The 20,291-nt window shown below is 69.1% G+C and carries 17 protein-coding genes; 8 read left to right on the top strand and 9 right to left on the bottom strand.

Annotated elements, in window-relative coordinates; translation table 11 throughout:
- Position 1: 1 nt before the first annotated feature.
- Entirely contained in the window at positions 2-898 is an 897-nt protein-coding gene (locus ACFU97_RS20520; RefSeq protein ID WP_384258332.1) for a carbohydrate ABC transporter permease, read from the top strand.
- A 104-nt stretch (positions 899-1,002) separates the two neighbouring features.
- Entirely contained in the window at positions 1,003-3,384 is a 2,382-nt protein-coding gene (locus ACFU97_RS20515) for a glycoside hydrolase family 3 N-terminal domain-containing protein (protein ID WP_384258329.1), read from the top strand.
- 77 nt (positions 3,385-3,461) lie between these two features.
- Here the strand turns inward: ACFU97_RS20515 and ACFU97_RS20510 are convergent, their stop codons facing one another.
- Both ACFU97_RS20510 and ACFU97_RS20505 read right to left on the bottom strand, forming a co-directional pair.
- Positions 3,462-4,649 (bottom strand): fumarylacetoacetate hydrolase family protein, encoded by a 1,188-nt coding sequence (locus ACFU97_RS20510; RefSeq protein WP_384258327.1) that lies wholly within the window; start codon positions 4,647-4,649, stop codon positions 3,462-3,464.
- A 45-nt stretch (positions 4,650-4,694) separates the two neighbouring features.
- Entirely contained in the window at positions 4,695-6,431 is a 1,737-nt protein-coding gene (locus ACFU97_RS20505; RefSeq protein ID WP_384258325.1) for an IlvD/Edd family dehydratase, read from the bottom strand.
- Between the two features lie 149 nt (positions 6,432-6,580).
- Between ACFU97_RS20505 and ACFU97_RS20500 the strand changes: the two genes are divergently transcribed.
- The 3 genes from ACFU97_RS20500 (at position 6,581) to ACFU97_RS20490 (ending at position 9,433) form a co-directional block, all read left to right on the top strand.
- Positions 6,581-7,279, top strand: a complete 699-nt coding sequence (locus ACFU97_RS20500) for a FadR/GntR family transcriptional regulator (protein ID WP_384258322.1) — start codon at positions 6,581-6,583, stop codon at positions 7,277-7,279.
- Positions 7,280-7,376: 97 nt separating this feature from the next.
- Positions 7,377-8,477: a Gfo/Idh/MocA family protein gene (locus tag ACFU97_RS20495; protein ID WP_384258320.1), complete on the top strand. Its 1,101-nt coding sequence runs from the start codon at positions 7,377-7,379 to the stop codon at positions 8,475-8,477.
- Positions 8,474-9,433: a DUF1152 domain-containing protein gene (locus ACFU97_RS20490; protein WP_384258507.1), complete on the top strand. Its 960-nt coding sequence runs from the start codon at positions 8,474-8,476 to the stop codon at positions 9,431-9,433. The genes ACFU97_RS20495 and ACFU97_RS20490 overlap by 4 nt, the downstream gene beginning before the upstream one ends.
- Positions 9,434-9,603: 170 nt before the next feature.
- Here ACFU97_RS20490 and ACFU97_RS20485 read toward each other — a convergent pair whose 3' ends face one another.
- Complete coding sequence (locus ACFU97_RS20485; RefSeq protein ID WP_384258318.1) at positions 9,604-10,272, bottom strand: Type 1 glutamine amidotransferase-like domain-containing protein; 669 nt, start codon at positions 10,270-10,272, stop codon at positions 9,604-9,606.
- Positions 10,273-11,137: 865 nt separating this feature from the next.
- Between ACFU97_RS20485 and ACFU97_RS20480 the strand changes: the two genes are divergently transcribed.
- Positions 11,138-11,620 (top strand): hypothetical protein, encoded by a 483-nt coding sequence (locus tag ACFU97_RS20480; protein WP_384258315.1) that lies wholly within the window; start codon positions 11,138-11,140, stop codon positions 11,618-11,620.
- A 148-nt stretch (positions 11,621-11,768) separates the two neighbouring features.
- Here the strand turns inward: ACFU97_RS20480 and ACFU97_RS20475 are convergent, their stop codons facing one another.
- From ACFU97_RS20475 to ACFU97_RS20455, 5 genes are all read right to left on the bottom strand, one after another.
- Positions 11,769-12,578 (bottom strand): ATP-binding cassette domain-containing protein, encoded by an 810-nt coding sequence (locus tag ACFU97_RS20475; RefSeq protein ID WP_384258313.1) that lies wholly within the window; start codon positions 12,576-12,578, stop codon positions 11,769-11,771.
- The gene (locus tag ACFU97_RS20470; protein WP_384258310.1) at positions 12,575-13,627 is read right to left on the bottom strand and encodes an ABC transporter permease; all 1,053 of its coding nucleotides are present in this window, start codon (positions 13,625-13,627) and stop codon (positions 12,575-12,577) included. Before ACFU97_RS20470 ends, ACFU97_RS20475 begins: the two co-directional genes overlap by 4 nt.
- Positions 13,624-14,862, bottom strand: coding sequence for a sugar ABC transporter substrate-binding protein (locus ACFU97_RS20465; RefSeq protein WP_384258308.1), 1,239 nt, complete (start codon positions 14,860-14,862; stop codon positions 13,624-13,626). Before ACFU97_RS20465 ends, ACFU97_RS20470 begins: the two co-directional genes overlap by 4 nt.
- 87 nt (positions 14,863-14,949) lie before the next feature.
- On the bottom strand, positions 14,950-15,855 hold the full coding sequence (locus ACFU97_RS20460; RefSeq protein WP_384258306.1) for a U32 family peptidase: 906 nt from the start codon (positions 15,853-15,855) through the stop codon (positions 14,950-14,952).
- 297 nt (positions 15,856-16,152) lie between these two features.
- Complete coding sequence (locus tag ACFU97_RS20455; protein ID WP_384258303.1) at positions 16,153-16,605, bottom strand: MarR family winged helix-turn-helix transcriptional regulator; 453 nt, start codon at positions 16,603-16,605, stop codon at positions 16,153-16,155.
- A gap of 170 nt (positions 16,606-16,775) precedes the next feature.
- Between ACFU97_RS20455 and ACFU97_RS20450 the strand changes: the two genes are divergently transcribed.
- A complete protein-coding gene (locus tag ACFU97_RS20450) occupies positions 16,776-17,618 on the top strand; it encodes a zinc-binding alcohol dehydrogenase family protein (protein ID WP_384258301.1) in 843 nt (280 codons plus the stop codon).
- 810 nt (positions 17,619-18,428) lie between these two features.
- Here ACFU97_RS20450 and ACFU97_RS20445 read toward each other — a convergent pair.
- Positions 18,429-19,316 carry an NAD(P)-dependent oxidoreductase gene (locus tag ACFU97_RS20445; protein ID WP_384258505.1) on the bottom strand — a complete coding sequence of 296 codons (888 nt, stop codon included), beginning with the start codon at positions 19,314-19,316 and terminating at the stop codon, positions 18,429-18,431.
- A 136-nt stretch (positions 19,317-19,452) separates the two neighbouring features.
- On the opposite strand from ACFU97_RS20445, the gene ACFU97_RS20440 reads away from it, so the two are divergent.
- Positions 19,453-20,070 (top strand): TetR/AcrR family transcriptional regulator, encoded by a 618-nt coding sequence (locus ACFU97_RS20440; RefSeq protein ID WP_384258300.1) that lies wholly within the window; start codon positions 19,453-19,455, stop codon positions 20,068-20,070.
- Positions 20,071-20,291: the final 221 nt, after the last annotated feature.

The following is a 20,291-nucleotide window of genomic DNA, read 5'->3' as shown; positions in this document are numbered from 1 at the left end:
CGTGACCACCACGCTCACCGAGGCACAGCAATCGAAGGGGGTTGCCCGACGCGAGCGGCAACGCCACTCCCGTCCGGCGGCCCGCCGGCGCAACTGGGTCGCCGGCCTGGCCGGGTGGCTCTGGCTCGTCGTCGTGGCCGTACCCCTGTACTGGATTCTCATCACCAGCCTCAAGGTCCAGAGCCGCTACTACACGAGCAATCCGCTGGTGCCTTCGAGCGATCCCACACTGGACAACTACCGGCTGGTCATCGAGTCCGACTTCATCCGCTACTTCGTGAACAGCGTCGTGGTCACCGTCGGCGCCGTGGTGCCGGCGGTCGCGTTCTCCTTCATGGCCGCATACGCGATCGTACGAGGCGTGCGTATGCGGGTCCTGCGCGCGGTGAACGGGCTGTTCCTCATGGGCCTGGCCATCCCGCTGCAGGCAACGGTGATCCCGGTCTACCTGATCATCATCAAACTGCATCTGTACGACAGTCTGCCGGCGCTGATCCTCCCTTCGATCGCCTTCGCCATCCCGCTGTCCGTGCTGGTGCTCGCGAACTTCCTCCGCGACATACCCAAGGAACTGTTCGACTCGATGCGGGTGGACGGCGCCACCGAATGGACGGCCCTGTGGCGGCTGGCGGCACCGCTCACCCGACCGGCCATCCTCACCGTGACCATCTTCAACGGACTGACCATCTGGAACGGGTTCCTGCTGCCCCTGATCCTCACCCAGAGCCCTGAACGCCGGACCCTGCCGCTCGCACTGTGGACCTTCCAGGGCCAGTACGGCGTCAACGTCCCTGCCGTTCTCGCCGCCGTCGCCCTCACCACACTGCCCGTCCTGGTGCTGTACGCGTTCGGCCGCCGCCAGATGCTGAGCGGCCTGACCGCAGGATTCAGCCGTTGATCGACGCAGACCGCCTGGACGCGATCTGTCCCGCCTCGAGTCCTGCCCGTCTGCCTGTTCGCCCAACGCGCCCTGGTCCAGGGCCCGACGGGCGTGGGAGGAAAGTGAAAGCCACCGTGGCCGCTGAGAACATCCCCGCAATCCCCCTCTGGAAGGACCCCGCCCTTCCCGTCGCCGCGAGAGTCGACGCCCTGATCGACGCGATGACCCTTCAGGAGAAGACCGCCCAGCTGTACGGAGTATGGGTGGGCGCCTCCGACCAGGGCGGTGAGGTGGCTCCCCATCAGCACGACATGGAGGAGGCCGTCGATCTCGACGCGCTCCTGCCCACCGGACTGGGGCAGCTGACCCGGCCCTTCGGCACGGCCCCCGTCGACCCCGCCCTGGGGGCGCTCTCCCTGGCCCGCACCCAGTCCCGTATCGCCGCCACGAACCGCTTCGGCATCCCCGCTCTCGCGCATGACGAGTGTCTGGCCGGCTTCGCGGCCTGGGGGGCGACGGCCTACCCCGTGCCGCTGTCCTGGGGTGCCACCTTCGACCCGGACACCGTGCGGCGCATGGCCGCCGCCATCGGCCGCGACATGCGGGCCGTCGGCGTCCACCAGGGGCTCGCGCCCGTCCTTGACGTCGTGCGCGACGCCCGCTGGGGCCGCGTCGAGGAGACCATCGGCGAGGACCCTTACCTCGTCGGCACCGTCGGGACGGCGTACGTGCAGGGCCTCGAGTCCGCCGGGATCGTCGCCACCCTCAAGCACTTCGCCGGCTACTCGGCCTCCCGCGCCGGCCGTAACCTCGCCCCCTCCTCCATGGGCCCGCGCGAGCGCGCCGACGTTCTGCTGCCTCCCTTCGAGATGGCGATCCGCGAAGGCGGCGCCCGGTCGGTGATGAACGCCTACACCGACACCGACGGCATGCCCTCCGCGGCCGACGGGGACCTGCTCACCGGGCTGCTGCGCGACACGTGGGGCTTCGACGGCACCGTCGTCGCCGACTACTTCGCCATCGCCTTCCTGAAGACCCTGCACGGCGTCGCAGCCGACTGGGCCGGCGCCGCCGGCACGGCGCTGCACGCGGGCATCGACGTCGAACTGCCCAACGTCAAGACATACGGCGCGCCGCTGACCGAGGCCGTCGCCGACGGCCGCATACCGGAAGCGTGGGTCGATCGGGCCCTGCGCCGGGTACTCACCCAAAAGGCGACGCTCGGCCTGCTCGACAAGGACTGGAACCCCGTGCCGGCCGCGCTCGACGGGGCCGACCTGGACGACGCGGCCGCCCTGCGCGGCAAGGTCGACCTGGACCGGCCCGAAAACCGCCAACTGGCCCGCGAGATCGCCGAGAAGGCGGTCGTCCTGCTCAGCAACGACGGCATCCTGCCGCTCGAGCGGCCGCGCCGCATCGCCCTGCTCGGTCCCAACGCCGACGAGCCCACCGCGGTGCTGGGCTGCTACTCCTTCCCGCAGCACATCGGTGTCCGCCACCCCGGCACCCCGGTCGGCATCGAACTGCCCACGCTGCACGACACGCTCGCCGCGGAATTTCCCGACGCCGAGATCACCCTCGTCCGCGGCACCGGAATCCACGACGGAGATCTCTCCGGCATCCGCGAGGCCACCCAGGTGGCACACGAGGCCGACGTCGCCGTGGTGGTGCTCGGTGACCGAGCCGGCCTCTTCGGGCAGGGCACCAGCGGCGAGGGATGCGACGTCGACGCGCTGGCTCTGCCCGGCGCGCAGCAGCAACTGCTCGACGCCCTGCTCGACTTGGGGACACCCGTGGTCACCGTGCTGCTCGCGGGGCGGCCGTACGCCCTCGGCCGCGCCGTGGAGGAGTCCGCCGCGATCGTGCAGTCCTTCTTCCCGGGTGAGGAGGGCACGCACGCGATCGCCGGAGTGCTCAGCGGCCGGATCAATCCCTGCGGACATCTCCCGGTCAGCGTGCCGCGCGGGCCGGGCTCCCAGCCGGTCACGTACCTCGGGGCGCGGCTCGCGCACGCCAGCGAGGTGTCCAACATCGACCCGACCCCGGCGTTCGCCTTCGGCCACGGCCTGTCCTATACGCGGTTCGACTGGACGGACCTGACGGTGGAGGTCCAGGAGGCTTCGACGGACGGCGAGTTCGCCCTCTCCCTCACCGTCCGCAATTCGGGCGGGCGGTCCGGAACCGAGGTCGTCCAGCTCTATCTGCACGACCCGGTGGCCTCCGTCGTCCAGCCGGTGCAGCGCCTCGTCGGCTACACCCGGGTCGAGTTGGAGCCGGGCGAGGCCCGCCGCGTCCATGTCACCCTCCCGGCCGACCTCGCCTCCTTCACCGGACGCGACTGTCGGCGCGTCGTCGAACCGGGCGAGTTGGAGGTGCGGTTGGCGGCCTCCAGCGCGGACACGCGCCTGACGGCCACGGTCACACTGACCGGAGCGGAGCGCCACGTGGATCACACGCGGCGCTTGCACACCACGTTCCGGCAGGAGCCGGTCGCCCGGGCATGAGTCGGGTGTGCACAGCGCACGTCGCGGCAGCGGCAGCGCTGCGCACACGGGACCGCGCAACCAGGCGCCCGGTCAGCTCACAGCACGCCGCGCTGGGCGAGGTTGCGCATCAGCGCTCCTACGCCGAACGTCCACGGCGTGGCCTGCTCGCTGGGAACGACGGTGTTGACCAGAGTGCCGAGCAGCGGGCTGGAGATCCGCACGATGTCCCCGTATTCGTGGGTGAAGCCCGCGCCGAGTGCCTGTCGGTCCTCGGTGGGGGCGAACAGCGTTCCGGTGAACAGCACGAAGCCGTCCGGGTATTGATGGTGCGGACCGTGCGTGGCGGCCACCAGGTCCAGTACGTCGCGGCTGATCTCGCGCATGGAACTGATGCCGTGAAGGACGTAGCCGTCGGTGCCGTCGACCCGCAGGTCGATGTCGAGCCCGCGTACGGCGTCGAGGCCGAAGCCGTCGTCGAGCAGACGGATGAACGGGCCGATCGCGCAGGAGGCGTTGTTGTCCTTCGCACGGGACAGCAGCAGGGCGCTGCGTCCCTCGATGTCGCGGAGGTTGACGTCGTTGCCGAGCGTCGCGCCGCGTACCCGGCCGAACGAGTCCACGACGAGGACGAGCTCGGGCTCGGGGTTGTTCCACACCGAGGCGCCGAGCACTCCGATGTCGGCGCCGGTGCCGACTGCGGACAGCACCGGGGCCTTGGTGAACACCTCCGGGTCCGGCCCGATCCCGACCTCCAGATACTGCGACCACAGCCCTTCTGCGACCAGCAGTTCCTTGGCCCTTTCCGCTTGCGGCGATCCGGGACGGATGCCGTCGAGCGCGCCGCCCACCACGTGCCCGACGCGCTCCCGCACCCGGGCGGCCTGCGCCGGATCGCCGCCCGTGCGCTCTTCGATGACACGCTCCAGAAGGCTCCGCGCGAAGGTGACACCCGCGGCCTTGATCACCTGCAGGTCGATGGGGGCGAGCAGATGCGGAACGTCACGGCGGCCGGTCGGTGCTTCCAGCAGTTCGTCCAGGCGCCAGGACCGTCGGCCCTCGGCCTCGCGGACGACGGTCGCCGCGTCGTCACGTTCCAGCAGGTCGGAGACGGTGGGTGCGACGGCCGTCAGGTCGACGACCCGCTCGCCGCGGACGGCGGCCACACACGGTCCGTCCCATTCCGGGTCGTGGACGCGCGCGACGAGGGTGGCACGGGCGGCGTCCTCCGGCAGGACGGAGCGAGGTGTGAGGGCCGGACGAGGGCGCGCTGCTGCCGATTCCACGGTCGATGCTCTCCTGGATTCGAGGGGTTCGGGCACCGGGGGGACTCAGTGGGAGTCGCGGGGGACGGTGTGGCCGCGGCTTCCGCGCAGGAAGCCGAAGTCGGCTCCCTGGTCGGCCTGTTGCACGTTCTGGGTGTAGAGCCAGGCGTAGCCGCTGGTGTGCCGTTCGGCGGGTGCCCTCCACGCTTGCCGGCGCCGGGCGAGTTCGGTGTCGTCCACGTCCAGGCGCAGGGTGCGGTTCGGGACGTCGAGGACGACGGGGTCACCGTCCCGCACCAGGGCGAGCGGTCCGCCGACGGCAGCCTCGGGCGCCACGTGCAGGACCACCGTCCCGTACCCGGTGCCGCTCATCCGGCCGTCGCAGACGCGCACCATGTCCGTGACGCCGGCCTTCAGCAGCTTGGCAGGCAGCGGGACGTTGGAGACCTCGGGCATGCCGGGGTAGCCCCTGGGACCGGCGTTGCGGATGACGATGACCGTGTTCTCGTCGACGTCGAGTTCCGGGTCGTCGGCCACCTCGTGGTAGGCCTCGGGGGAGTCGAAGACGCGGGCGGGACCGCGGTGGGTGAGCAGGTGGGGTGAGGCCGCGGACTGCTTGATCACCGCACCGTCGGGGCAGAGGTTGCCGCGCAGGACGGCCGTACCCGTGCCGGCCGGCTGGAAGGGGGCGTCGAGGCCGGTGATGACGTCGGAGTTGACGCACTCGGCCTGCTCGGTGTTCTCGGCGATGCTGCGTCCGGTGACCGTGATCGGCTCGCGGTGAAGCAGCTTGCCGCGGAGCAGTTCGGCCATGACGGCGGGCAGGCCGCCCGCGTAGCAGAAGTCCTCCATGAGGTACTTGCCGCTGGGCATCAGGTTGACCAGGGTCGGCACCGCGCGGACCAGGTCGTCGAAGTCCTGCAGGCTCAGGTCGACGCCGACGCGTCCGGCGATGGCGGTGAGATGGATGATGGCGTTCGTGGAGCCGCCGATTGCGGCGTTGACCCGGATGGCGTTCTCGAACGCCTCCCTGGTGAGGATCTGAGAGGGGCGCAGCTCCTCCTCCACCATCCGCACGATGCGCTGCCCCGCCGCCTGCGCGATCTCCATCCGCCGGGAGTCGACCGCGGGCCAGGCGGCCGAGCCCGGCAGCTGCATGCCGAGCGCCTCGGCCATGCAGGCCATGGTCGAGGCGGTCCCCATCGTCATGCAGTGCCCGTTGGAACGGGCCATGCATCCTTCCGCGAAGAAGCACTCCTCCTCGGTCATCCGGCCGGTCTTCAGGTCCTCCTCGAACTTCCACACATGGGTGCCGGAACCCACGTCCTGGCCCCGGTACTTGCCGTTGAGCATCGGCCCGCCGGTGACCATGACGGCGGGCAGGTCGACGCTCGCGGCGCCCATGAGCATGGCGGGGGTCGTCTTGTCGCAGCCGGACAGCAGCACGACACCGTCGAGCGGATTGGCCCGGATCAGCTCCTCGACCTCCATGGCCATGAGGTTGCGGTACAGCATGGCGGTGGGGCGCATCAGGGTCTCGCCGGTGGCCATGGTGGGGAACTGGAGCGGCAGGCCGCCCGCCTGCCACACACCGCGCTTGACGGCTTCGGCGACGCGCGTCAGATGGGCGTTGCACGGGGCGAGTTCGGAGGCGCTGGTCGCGATGCCGATGACCGGGCGCCCGTCGAACACCTCGTGCCCGAACCCCTGGTTGCGCATCCAGGAGCGGTACACCATCCCGCTGCGGCCTCGTGCGCCGAACCACGCCTGGCTGCGGCGGCTCTTGTTCTGACCGTCGGTCATGTGACACTCCCGTGGCTCTCGCGTCGTCCGCCTGTGCAATGGGGTGATGTCGGTGAGGGCCCGTAGGCCGTACCCTGGGACTCAATCATTAAATGATTGGATGAATGGCGTCCAGGGGGTGAGCAGCGACCGTGGTGCACTTTCGGACCATGCACCAGCGCGTGGTCGACGAGCTCGGGCGGCACATCGTGGGGGGCGTGTGGCAGCCGGGGGACCCGTTGCCGGTCGAGGAGGCGCTCGCCGCCGAGATCGGTGTCAGCCGCGGCGCGTTGCGGGAAGCGGTCAAGGCGCTGGTGTCCAAAGGGATGCTGCACGTACGCCCGCGCACCGGCACACGCGTGCTGCCCCCGGAGCACTGGAACCACCTGGACCGTGACGTGCTGCGCTGGAAACAGGCCGAGGACGCCACCGCTCTGCTGAGCGACACGGGCGAACTGCGCCGGATCGTCGAGCCCGAGGCGGCCCGGCTCGCCGCCGAACGGGCCGGACCCGACACCGTACGAGTTCTGTACGACGCGCTGGCGGCCATGGAGGTCTCGGCGGGGAACCCCGGCCGCAGCGGTTACGTCGAGGCCGACATCGCCTTCCACCGTGCCCTGCTCGACGCCAGCGGCAACCGTCTCCTCGGCTCACTGGGCCGCGCCATCGACATCGCGCTGGAGCACAGTTTCCTCGTCAGCACCCAGACGCCCGGTGCGGTGGAGGCCTCGCTGCCGGGGCACCGAGCCGTTGTGCAGGCCGTCGAGGCCCGTGATCCGGCAGGCGCGGCGGCCGCCGTACTGGCCATCATCGAGGCCGCCGAACAAGAGATCGCCCGGTCGCCCGGACTGCCGAGCGACGCCGTATGAACTGTGACGGCTGAGACCCTGCGGTGCCACGTGCGAGAACACGTAAGCGGTCGACGTCAACGGGACCTTTGCCAGGCCATCAGGAAGGAGAGGGACAGTGAGCACAGAACCCATACGATTCGGCATCGTGGGCAGTGGCTGGCGGGCGGAGTTCTTCGTTCGGCTGGCCAGGGCACTGCCCGAACGCCTGGCGGTGGCCGGGGTGGTGACTCGCTCCGCCGAGCGCATGGCCCGAATAGCGGCGGAATGGGGTGTGCCGGCCTTCCGCACGGTCGACGAACTACACACCACACGGCCGGAGTTCGTGATTCCGTCGGTTCCGTGGGACACCACGCCGCTGGTCGTACGCGAACTCGTCGCGCATGAGGTGCCAGTCCTCGCCGAGACGCCGCCGGCACCTGATACGACTGGGCTGCGGGACTTGTGGGATGCCGTGGGGGCTGCGAGACGTGCCGGGGGCGGCGCGCTGGTGCAAGTGGCGGAGCAGTACACCCTGATGCCCGGCCACGCGGCTCGTCTTGCTCTGGTGAGAGATGGAGTGATCGGCGACGTCACGTCCGTGCAGGTGTCCTCGACCCACATGTACCACGCGATGTCGCTGATCCGGCACACCCTGGGCGTCGGTTGCGAGCCTGCGACGGTGACGGCTCGCGTCTTCACCGCCCCTCTCGCCGATCCGCTCTCTCCGGACGGCTGGTCGGGCGATCTGACGCCCAAGGACGCCGTCACCACCCTGGCCCTCCTGGACTTCGGCGGGGCTCGTACGGCCCTGTACGACTTCACGGAAAACCAGTGGTGGAATCCACTGCGGGCCCGCCGGATCGTGGTGCGTGGATCGCTCGGTGAGATCGTGGACGACACCGTGGTGCGGATGGCTGATCCGCGCACGCCGGTCGAGTCGACGCTGATGCGTCGCCGCACCGGCACGGACCTCAATCTCGAAGGGGCCGAGGTGCATCACATCTCCTTCGACGGAAGGGTGGTCTGGCGCAACGATCACCTCGGCGCGAGTCTGTCCGAGGACGACCTGGCCGTCGTGGATCTGCTGTGCCGTACGGGCACTTGGGTGCGGGACGCCGGTCCGGAACCGTATCCACTGGCCGAAGGCTGCCAGGACCATCTGCTCGCCTTGGCGTGTGAGGAATCGGCACGTACGGGGGAGCCCGTGACGACCAAGGTGGAGGCATGGGGAGCATGACGCCTCTTCACGCCAACCCTCTGTTCGCCAGACTCGCGGATGCGCAACGCATTCTCGTTGCCGGTGCGGGCGGCGGTTTCGACATCTACGCAGGATTGCCGTTGGCCCTGTCCCTTCTGCACGAAGGCAAAGAGGTGTACCTGGCCAACCTGTCCTTCAGCGCTCTCGAAGGCCTTTCACTCGACCACTGGGTCGCTCCCGACCTGGCCGCCGTCACCGCCGAAACCAGCCTTCATCAAAGCTATTTCCCGGAGCGCACACTCGCCCAGTGGCTCACCCGGCACGGCTATCCGTCCACGGTCTACGCCTTCCCCCAGACCGGTGTACAGCCGCTGCGCGCCGCCTATCAGGCGCTGATCGAGCGGCACGCGGTCGACGCCGTCGTTCTCGTCGACGGCGGTACCGACATCCTCTTGCGCGGTGACGAGGCCGGGCTCGGCACCCCGGAGGAGGACATGGCCAGCGTGGCGGCGCTGGCCGCGCTCAGCACCGTCCCGACCCGGCTCGTGGTGTCGGTCGGCTTCGGTGTGGACGCCTACCACGGCGTGAACCACGTCCAGGTTCTCGAGAACATCGCCGCCCTTGACCGCGACGGTGCCTATCTCGGCGCGTTCTCGATACCTCGCGCGAGCCGTGAGGGCGCCCTGTACGTCGAGGCGGTGGCCCACGCGCAAGAGCACGTCCCGGACCACCCCAGCATCGTCAACGGTTCCATCGCTGCGGCCGTCCAGGGCGCCTTCGGGGACGTCCGGTTCACCGAGCGGACGCGGGGCAGCGAGTTGTTCGTGAACCCGTTGATGGCGTTGTACTTCGCCTTCGAACTTCCTGGCCTGGCGGCACGATGCCTGTATCTGGATCGCATCGAGGACACCCATCTGATGCGCCAAGTCCACTCCCGCATAGCCGAGTTCCGCGAGTCCGTCGTGACCCGGCCACCTCGTCGCTTTCCCCACTGACTCCTTCTCGCGAGTGAGGGCCGTCGGGCCGAGTTCCTGGCTGGGGGCGCTGGATCTGCGTCGTTTCTCCCGGCAGCTCCGGCAGGTGATCGCCGGTCGTAGCTCTGGTGAAAGTGTCACCGGGCGCGGGGTGATGGTGCGTGGGGTGCAGTGTGGCCCGGTGGTGGGGGTCAAGGGTGGTGGCGCCAGCGGCCTTCGGTGAGGACGTCGAGTTCGTCGTCCGCGACGTGGAGGGCGGTGTCGTCGTCGATGAAGTAGATGGGGAAGTCGGCTCGAGCGCTGATGCGGTCGGCCCAGGCGTCGTCGCGTTCGGGGAAGTCGGGGGAGTACAGGTGGGGTTTCAGGTACCAGTCGAAGAGACCGAACGGAGGCTGGAGGGTCGTGGCGCCGAGGGCGTGGAGGTCTGCGGTGTCGCCGATGACGTCGGCGGAGTGCGCGGTGAGGTTCCGGCTGAAGATCATTGATCCGGCGCTGACGCCCACGTAGACCCGGTCCTGCAGCGCGGTGAGGAAGGCGTCGGCGAGGTGGTTGCCCGTGATGCTGCGGGCGAGGTGGTAGTGGTTGCCGCCCCCGACATAGATGACGTCGGCGCGGTGCAGCCGGTCGAGGATCATCTGGCGGGGCAGGCCGTTGAGTTCCAGGATGTCGAACTGGCGCCAGCCCAGGCCGTGCAGCCGGTTGATGTGCTCGACGACCCAGCCGTGGTCTCCGGACTCGGCGAGGGACGCGGTGGGAATGTAGACGAGGTTCGCCGATCCGAACGGCTTTCCCAGCATGTCCCGCAGAGCGCCGAGGAGGGTGTCGTTGCGCAGGCCGCTGGAAGTCAGCAGAAGGTTCATCGGGCGAGCCAAGCACGGCGGACGGGCGCGCGCAACGAACCCCGGGGTCCCGCGATCGCCGTCGCCGCCTCGCGTGGGCGGGGCTCGCCGCGCTCGTTGTCGTTGATCGGCGCAGTGCGCCTGGGGTCGGCCGATGCGTTGCTGTCCGCCCCGGACTGGACGTGCCGGACTGTCGGCGCCGTCCTGGCACTGATCGTGGTGTGGAACTCGTGGCCGTCCTGGTCGTGGGCCGCCGCTGTCGCCGGCGAAGTCGGCGACGCGCCTGACGAGATGTACCGCGTCGATCGTCCTCGCGCCCCCGGACCGACCGGCCGTGAGGAGAGTGCAGCCACTCTCGTCCCGTGGCGCCAAGCTGATCAGGACGATTGCTGCGAGCGCTGCCGCCCGGCACTATGCGACAAGCCGCGCGGGCGGAGTGACGCGCCGTTCGGCACGACCCGCCCACCTGCGCCGGCCGTCGAGATCCGCGGCCAACTCATTGAGGCCCGGACCGGCCCAGCGCCGGGGCGATGACAGACCACGGCCGCGTAGTGGAGAGCAGAGGCGGTCGTTTCCGCTGTTGGTGCACACCTCCGAGCCGGCGCCAGCTTCGGAGGCCCCGAGGCTGGCCCCAAGAATCCGGCCGGGGGATCTCGTCCAGTCGCCTTTCAGTGGGCGAGCAGCATGCAGCGGGCCAGGCGGGTGGTCTCTCGGGTGGCGGGTGACAGCACCGCTCCGCGGCGCCTGATGACGGCGATCGTGTCTCCCGTGCCCCCAGGAGTGGTGTGACGTCGAGGCCCTCGGCGTGGATGGGCAGGACCACCAGGACCGCGTCCGCACGCCGTGCTACCTCGCCCATACGGAATGGCCCGGGTTCGGCCGATAGTTGAACGTGTTCAAATATGATGAGAGCATCGTGCTCGACGGCTTTGAGGGGGCAACGATGAAGCACAAGCCGGCGCGTGAGTGGGCGACGACAGCAGGAGAGTCCGCCGGGCTTGTCTCCATGTGCGTGCTGTGGGCGGCGGTGGTTGCTGTCAGCCCGTGGCTGCCAGAGGTCGTGGGCATCCTGGACCTGTCGGGTGTCAGTGTCTTTCTGAGTATGCTGATCTGCGGCGTTGTGTCCTCTTTGTTGTTGGGGGTGCTCCTCGGGCGCGCTCGTGCCTGCCGCCTGCTGGCAACGTGCGGCGCTGCGGGGCCGTGCCTTTGGATTCTCGACCTCACGGTCCTCAGCGATCCCGACGTCCACTCGTCAGACGCGGTGGCTGTCGCTTTCGCGGGAGTTTTGGGCCTGGTGCTCGTCATCGCCCCGCTGATGGCGGGTGCGGTGGCAGGTCGCTTTTGCCGTCGCCCACGTGCGGCTCAATGAGTGAGCAACGACTGTGCGGCAGGGCCTCGGTGTGGGCTCCATCGAGCCCGCGGCGGTTCGTCGCGAAGGGTGCGGGGATGCCGGCCCGGAGGCCGCCGGTTGCTCGCCCTCCGGCGCATCCGCCGCGGCGTGGCTTTGCCCGTAGACGCTATTGGGTCCGCGACCTCCGATACTCCTCGACCACCAGGTCGGTCAGCTCGGCCACCGACGTTTCCGACGTGCGCCTGTCGAAGGTGATCTCGCCGTGCTGGAGCAGGTTGATCCGGTCGCAGACCTCGAAGACCTGGGCGTAGTTGTGGGCGATGATGATGACGGAGACCTCGCCGCGGGCCTTGAGGTCGTTGACCAGGTCGAGGATGAGTGCGCCTTCCTTGGCGCCCATCGCGGCCAGGGGCTCGTCGAGAAGGAGGACTTTGGCCTCGGAATAGACCGAGCGGGCCACGGCGATGGCCTGGCGCTGGCCGCCGGAGAGCTTGGCGACCTCGACGTCGACCGACGGGATGTTCACTCCCATCTCGTCCAGGTGCTCCTGGGCGATCCTGCGCATCGCGCGGTTGTGCAGCAGCCGGGTGGGGTGGACTATCTCCCGGTTCAGGAACATGTTGTGATAGACCGTCAGTTCGTTCACCAGCGCCAGGTCCTGGTACACCGCGTCGATGCCGAGCGAGCGGGCATGGTCGACCGACTTGAGCGTCACCTCCTCGCCGTTCAGGAGGATGCGGCCGGCGTCGGGCCGGTGGAAGCCGCAGAGGATCTTCAACAGGGTTGATTTTCCAGCGCCGTTGTCACCGACGAGGGCGAGTACCTCACCTTTGTTCAGGTGCAGGTTCACGTCCCGCAGCGCAGTGACCGCGCCGAAGCCCTTGGCCATGTGCTCCACGGAGAGCGCCGGTTTAGACGTCGGTGCCGGTGTCGGTGTCGGCTCGTCCATCCCGCTCATCCCGCTCGTCTCACTCATCGGCGGCCAGCCCTTCGCAGTCTGGTCAGGTGCACGTTGAGCACCATGGAGAGGATGATCGCCGCGCCGAGGATGATGTTGAACGGGTTGGCGTTGATGCCGATGAGGTTGAATCCGTTGCGCAGCTCCGCGAGCACGAGTGCGCCGAGCAGCGCACCGATGACCGTCCCCGAGCCACCGGCCAGCGCCGTACCGCCGATGACGGCGGCGGAGACGGCGGTGAACATCGGGGACGCGCCGTCCGCACCCGCAGAGGTCGGGTCGATCGAGTCGACGCGGAAGGCTTCGAGGAGGCCGGCGAAGGCCCCCAGGGCGCTGGTGGCCATGAAGTTGCCGAACTTGATGCGGCCGGTCCTGATGCCGGCCTCGCTCGCGCCGAGCGGATTGCCGCCGGTCGCGATCGTGTACAGGCCCCAGCGTGAACGGGTGAGTACCACGTGGAAGTACGCGACGATGATCAGGCACCAGATCAGTTCCGACCAGTCCGACTGCCCGAACCAGCCACGCACCCCGTGTGCCGCCTCGGGGATCTGCGCCGGGTACGCGTGCGACGTGGTCAGCATGATGCCCAGGATGAGGAAGAGCATGCCGAGCGTGGCGACGAACGACGGCACCTTGAGCACGACCACCACGAAGCCGTTGACGAGACCGATGACGGCGCCGGCCAGTACTGAGCCGATGATCGCGACGATCGGGTACGTGCCGTAGTAGTCGATCATGTAGTGCATCAGGAACGGCGACAGCGCGAAGACGGCGCCCACCGACAGATCGATCTCCCCGCTCACCAGCAGCAGCACCATGCCCGCCGCGATGATCGCGTACGGTGCCGTCTGCTGGGAGAGGTTGACCAGGTTGTTGCGGGCGAGGAAGTCCGAGTTGTTGGACCAGAAGTACAGCAGCAGGGCCACCGCGACGATGAAGATGGTGGCCTCGCGGCGGACGACGAACGCCTCGAAGGCCAGACGCAGCGGGCCGTGCCGTCGCACCGGCGGGGTGCCGGCCGTGGTGGTCTTCCCGTCGATCGCGTCCCTCACGGCCCGCTCGCTCATGCGTGTGCGATGGGGCCGGAGCGCTTGACCAGCTGCTGCTTCGTGCTGGAGCCCTCGAACCGGGTCTTGGTCTGCAGATACGGGTCGACGTTGTCCTTGGTCACGAAGAGCAGGCCGGTATCGGTGACGCTCGGGATCACCAGTCCGCCGGAGAGCTTGTACAGCCACAGGTAGAGCACGCTCAAGAAGCCCTGCAGATACGGTTGTTGGTCGATGGTGAAGTCGAGGTCACCCGCTTTGATCGCCGTGAGGGTGTTCGGGTTCAGGTCGAAACCGCCCGCGACCACACCCTTCTTCTTGAGGCCGTACTTCTTCACGACCTTGCCGACGCTCTCCGTCGAGCCCGCGTCGACCGCGAACAGGCCCTTGAGGTCCTTGTGTCCGCTGACATACGCGTCGATGGTCGACAGCTCCTGAGGAAGCTCCGCACCGCTGGCGACCGACTTGAAGTTGATCGACTTGCCGGATGCCTTGATCGCGTCGGTGGCCCCATCGATCCGCGGCTGGATGTTGAGCGCGCCCGGGGTGGCGATGAACCCGACCGCATCCCCGCCGGCAGGCATCAACGAGGCGATACGGCGGCCCAGTTCGACCCCGGACTGGTAGAGGTCCTGCCCGACGTAACAGAGCCGGCTCGTCCCCGGATCCCCTTTCGCCCCGTCCGCGTTGTACGAGATGGTCGGGATTCCGGCGTTCAGGGCTTTGCCGACGGGCGACGTGAAGGCGTTCTTGTCGACGACCGCTATGGCGATGCCGTCCGCCTTCGCGGAGACGGCCGAGCTCATCGCGCTGACCATCTCCGGGACGCTCGAGTCCTTCGAACCGGTCCACTGGAACGAGGCGGCCAGGAGCGCGCAGGCGTCCGCTGCGCCGTATTGCGTCGGCGTGAAGAACGGGTTCGTCGTGACGTGGTTGACGAACACGAACTTCCACTTCGGCGTCTCCGGGAAGTCGCCGACGCCGTTGCCCGATTTGTTGCTGTCGCTCTTGTTGTCGGCTGAGCAGGCGGACAGCAAGGCCGCCGCGGCGGCCGAGGCGCTCAGCATTCCGGCGCCGCTCAACAGTCGCCGCCTGGCCAGCCCGTTCAGGCTGAGCGTTTCGACGGCCTCTTCCACCTGCGGATCGATCTTCTTCATGATCACTCCGGCGCGCTCGGCCCATGCTGCCCGATATTTCGAACGGCGTTCGGCATGTTTAGTGGGGCTGAACGTAGGACTGGCCTGATTGGTCGTCAAGGCCCTCGGCGGGCTACGGTTTCGTCAATATTTGTACGTAGATCGTCTGCCCTGACTTGCCTATGCCGGGGCCGGCGTCGTCATCGGTCAGGGGCTGGCTTTGGCCTCGGGATAGTGCCGGCGGAGCACGGAAAGGCCGATCGCCGCCCGCCGTACCCGCTCGCGTGCGGTCGCGACGGCCACGTCGGCAAGGTGCGCTCCGGAGGGATACAGCGACGGCGCGTTCCGTACCGTGAACTTGAGGTGGACGGGCGCCGCCACGCGCACGAGGGCCGGGATCTCGTAGTAGCGGACCACGCCGCCGAAGTCGTCGGCGCCCTCCACGTAGACGTCCAGAGGCGCGTCGACCGCGCGTCGGATCGCCGCGATCTGGGCGAGGGTGAGATCGATCGGCAGGTTGATCGTGGTGACCCCGAGGTCCTCAAGGACCCGTGCGGCCGCGGGATTGGCCGTCGGCATCGATATCGACGCCTTGATCTCCAGGTCCGGCGGCAGGTCGCCGGACTGCCGCATGCGGCCGAGGACCCACAGCTGGCCGACGTCGGCCACGAGCACGCTGCGCACGCCGAGGTCGCAGCCCCGGATGACGTCCTCGACCCCGTACGCGAGTTGGTCGGCACCGCGTAGCACCGCCGCCGCACCGCCACCCGCGGCGGAGGTGGCCTGGATGCCGATGTCCCAGCCGCCGCGTGGTCCGACGAAGAGGCAGACCTCCACGTCGCGTTCGCGGCCGAGCGCCACCATCTGCTCGATCTCCGCGTCGGACAGCAGCATCATGCCGCTGCCTTGGCTGATGCGGTGTATCCGAATCCCGTGCCGCTCGGCCTCGTGCATCACCGCCTGGAACGGGCCCGGGCCTTCGACCGACGGGATCTCGACCCGGTACTGCGCGCCGTCCGGGAAGCGCTTGTCCGAGCCGGGCAGTTCCCCGAGATCCCGCTCCGGCAGCCCGAGTGCGGACAGCGACCGCCGCGACCTTTCCATCCCGTCCATCCGGACCTTCTTCCGGTCGATATCTCGAACTTTGTTCGGCATCGCTGTGGTTGGACGGTAGGCAGCCGACGACGGTCCGTCAACGGCCGATTGAGGCTTCTGCGGGGCGGGCCTGCGGCAGTGGGGATCGCCCTACCGACGTCGCACGGCTTGGCGCCCCGTGCGACGGGATGCGTGCCGACCGTGCCGACGCGGTCGGCCGGGCTTCGTCTCAAGCGCGCCGTTCTTCCTGCTCCTGGCGGCCCCGTTCCGTCACGCGCGCGCCCTGATCTGGGCGTGAAGATCGGCGGTGCCGGGTCAGCGGTGGGTGAGAACGACGCTCGACGCGAGCTCGGTCAGTCGTTCGCGCTCGGATGCGGTGAGCCCGTCAGTCAGTGCGGCAATACGCCTGCCGACCTCGGCGGTACCCCAGTCGGCGAGGTCTTTGCCTTTGTCGGTCAGGGAGGCCAGCACCGCGCGGCCATCGTGCGGAGAGGGTGAGCGCTGCACCAGGCCGCGCTTCTCGGCGCGGGTGACCAGACCCGTCATCGAGGATTTGTCGAGGCCCAGAACGGCGGCCAGTTCGAGCATGCCGGCGGTGCGTCCCCGGAGTACTCCCAGCAGCCGGACCTGGATGACCGACATCTCCTTCTCGGCGCCCACCTCGGCCAGAACCCGATTGACCAGGAAGGACAGCTGCACAAGGGCGTCCACCGTATTGAGCGGGACGTCGTCGGCGGCCATGTCGGGCGGCGCATGATCGGGGGCCATGTGTGCAGTTTAGCTTGCACTAGTACGCGGCACGAACTAAGTTGAAGATAGTATGTGACACAAACTAAATCGGATGGAGCTCTTCAATGCATGCTGCGGTAGTTCGCTCGTTTGGTGCTCCGCCACGCTATGAGCAGTTCTCCGACCCTGTGGCTCACGGCAAGGATGAGGTGGTCGTCGACGTCGTTGCTGCCGGACTCCACCCCCGGGTGCGCTCACAGGCGGATGGCTCGCACTACACCAGCACCGGGCAACTCCCGCTGATACCAGGGATGGACGGTGTCGTCCGGGGGCCCGACGGTCGCCTTCGCTACACGATTCTCGACGACACGTCCCTCGGGACCCTGGCGGAGCGCACTGTCATGGACCCTGATCGCAGCATCGTGCTGCCCAAGCACGCCGACCCGGTCCTGGTCGCCGCGGCCATGAATCCCGCCATGTCCTCCTGGGTCGCCCTGCGCCGCCGCATCGACTTCAAGCGGGGCCAGAGTGTGCTCATCCTGGGCGCCACCGGCAATGCGGGGCGCATGGCAGTCCAGGTCGCCAAGAAGCTCGGCGCCGCCCACGTTGTCGGCGCCGGTCGCAACACCGCTGCTCTGGAGGCGCTCCGTCGGCTTGGTGCGGACGAGGTACTCCCGCTCGATCAGCTCGCCGGGGCCGCGAATGTGGACGTGGTCATCGACTACCTGTGGGGCGAGCCGGCGGCCGCCGGCCTTGTCGACATGATCAGTGCCCGCAAAAGGCGAAGCGATCCGATCACATGGATCCAGATCGGGTCCGTGGCCGGGCCCGCCTCCCCGATTCCCTCGGCCGCGCTGCGAGCGGCACGATTGCAGATCGTCGGGAGTGGCATTGGCTCGGTCCCCGGCCGGGATTGGTTGAAAGAGCTGCCCAAGCTGGTCGACCACGTCACCAAGGGTGAGTTCGATGTCCGCGCCAGGGCCGTGCCCCTCAAGGACGTTGAACAGGTCTGGCGCACCAACACCGACGACCGGATCGTTCTCACTCCCTGACACACGGCTGATGTGCTCTGACCGCTCCGCCGATGATGGGACGCATCGGCCGGCTCGCGAGAAGCTCTCCTGCGACTGTGGGTCAAGGTCCTGGACCAGGCCGGATGTGTGAGGCGGCGCCCGACGGTGCCCTCGCCGAGGATCGGCGTACGGCGCGACCGGAGCCTGATGGCACGCCCTTGGCCTAGGAGATCATCGCCGAACTGCCTTGCCACGATGGGGGATTGGCGGTGCCGGCGCCGGTCGGGGCGGCAGAAGATCCTCGCCCCGCTGTCCGGCTGGCGGAGCAGCCACCGCTCCTGCGAGGACGGCAGCCCGGTCGGATCGCCCCCGCCGTCGATCAGCAGGTGCCGGACGAAGCGTCTCGTACAGTTGGGCGGCCTGCCGCGCGTCAGCGAGGCGGCGTCGGCTCACCGGCTGGCCACCGTCCCAGATCGAAGACCTCCCGGTTCCCGGCGCAGAGTATGCGGCAGGGCCAGGAGCCCGCCCGCGTGCATGGTGGCGCGCAAGCTAGGGCCCTTCGGGGAAGAACTGCATGCTGCCGTGCGTCCCGTTGCTGCAAGCCTGGACCGCGCCCCGGCATCGTGCCACCATCGGCTCCTTCTGGGGCCCGCCCATACCGGCCGCTGATGTGCGGTGGCCGGCCTGGAGCTGAAGCCCCGGCTCCCATCTCCTCCGTCCGATGCGCAGCGGGCACCCACCACAGCCCTTGCAATCCGTCCTGCGCGCAGGCACCGGCCGTACGTAGCCGCAAGGGAGCGATGGGGACCAACCGTGAGGGGATCGGCTTAGCCGGCCTTGTCGAAGCCCCTAGGCGGGTGCGGGCTCACCGTTCGTGCGGGCCTCCAGGGCCCACAGGACGGCCACCATGTCCTCGTGCCCGTGTCCCTGCGCCACGGTCTCGCCGAAGAGGGTGTGGCAGACGTCGAGGAGCGGGGAGGCCACGGCTGTCTTGCGGGCGGCCTCGGCGATCAGCCGGTTGTTCTTGAGGACATCTGTGGCGGCCGCCTGGACGGCGAAGTCGCGCGACAACAGCTTGGCCGACTTCATCCGGGAGACGGAGCTGGCCATCGGGCCCGCGTCCAGGATGTCGCGGAGCAGGCGCTGGTCGAGTCCGTGCCGATCGGCGAAGTGGAACGCCTCGGTCAGACCGGTCACCTGTGTGATCAGGAACAGGTTCACGGAGAGCTTCATCAGCAGTGCGTTCGGGACGGGACCGCAGTCGAACGTCTGGCGGCACATGGGGGTCAGCAGCGGCCGTACGGTCGACACGGCCTCGTCGTCGCCGGCCAGCATCGCCACCAACTCTCCCTGTTCCGCAGGCACTCGTGAGCCGGAGACAGGCGCCTCGGCGTATCGTCCGCCCGCGGCCCGGATGTCGTCCAGGAGGCCGGCCGAGTACTCCGGAGAGGTCGTCCCCATGTGGACGACGGTTCGTCCGGCTACGAGGGTGGCGAACTGCGGGGTGCCCCGGCCCAGAACCGCATCGACCGCCCCCTCGTCGGCCAGCATGAGGAACACGACGCCCGCTCGCCCGAAGACGTCGGCGGGACGCGCCGCGACCTCGGCACCGGCGGCGCGCAGGGGCGCGCACCGCTCCGGGGTGCGATTCCATACGACGAGGTCCGTCCCGGCGCGGGCCAGGTTGAGGGCCATGGGCTGCCCCATGACTCCGAGTCCGATGAACCCCACGGGCACGATGCACCGCCGTTCCCGGCCCGCAGGAGCGGAGCCGTCGCCGCGACCGCTTATGACAGCGGTCATAGTAGCCGTCACTATGACAGCGGTCATAGGGTGAGCGGCGAAGTGCTCGCGAACGTCCCCGGAGGTTGAGATGGCAGCGTCGCCGTCGTCCGCGCGCGGACCACGCGATCGGATGGTCTTCAGCGCGGCCCAGCTGATCCGTCGCGACGGGGTCGCCGCGACGGGGATGCGCGAGGTCGCGGCCCACGCGCACGCGCCGCGCGGCTCGCTCCAGCACTACTTCCCGGGCGGCAAGGAGCAGCTGGTCAACGAGGCCGTCGGCTGGGCGGGCCGGTACGCGGCAGACCGCGTCGCCCGTTTCCTCGCCGCCATGCCCGAGCCGACGCCCGCCGGGCTGTTCGCCGCAATGGTGCGGCAGTGGACCGAGGAGTACGAGTCCAGCGGCTTCGCGGGCGGCTGCCCGGTGGCCGCGGTAACGGTGGACTGCGCGGGGTCCGCCACCTCCACCCGCAAGGCCGTGGCCGCCGCGTTCTCCGCCTGGACCGAACCGGTGGCCGGGGCCCTGGCCGGCATGGGTGTGCCGCACGCGCGGACCGTGTCCCTCGCGACGCTCATGATCAGCGCCCTGGAGGGCGCCATCCTCATCGCCCGCGCCGAGAGGGACGTACGCGCCCTGACGACTGTGGTCCAGGAGCTCGGACCGCTTCTCGATGCCGCCGTGGACGAGACCGCGCGCGAGCCACGGTGACCGCGTCAAGGGCGCGGCCGTCGCGCCGGGGCCGGCGTCGTGGTGCTGCGCAGGTGTCCGAAGCCGGTGTCGCGGGCGGCCCTCAGATGGTCGAGTCGCCCGTGGACACCGGACGCCGGACGCCGGACACCGGACGCCGGACACCGGACGCCGGGCTGCGGCGATCCCGTGTCGTGACGGGCTGATGTCGCGGCCGCCCGCCGTCCGCAACCGATCCCACC

The organism is Streptomyces sp. NPDC057616 (genome assembly GCF_042800575.1).
In the GTDB taxonomy this organism is placed as follows: Bacteria; Actinomycetota; Actinomycetes; order Streptomycetales; family Streptomycetaceae; genus Streptomyces.
The sequence above is the reverse complement of the archived record's forward strand: the minus strand, read 5'-3'. Positions and strand labels throughout refer to the sequence as shown.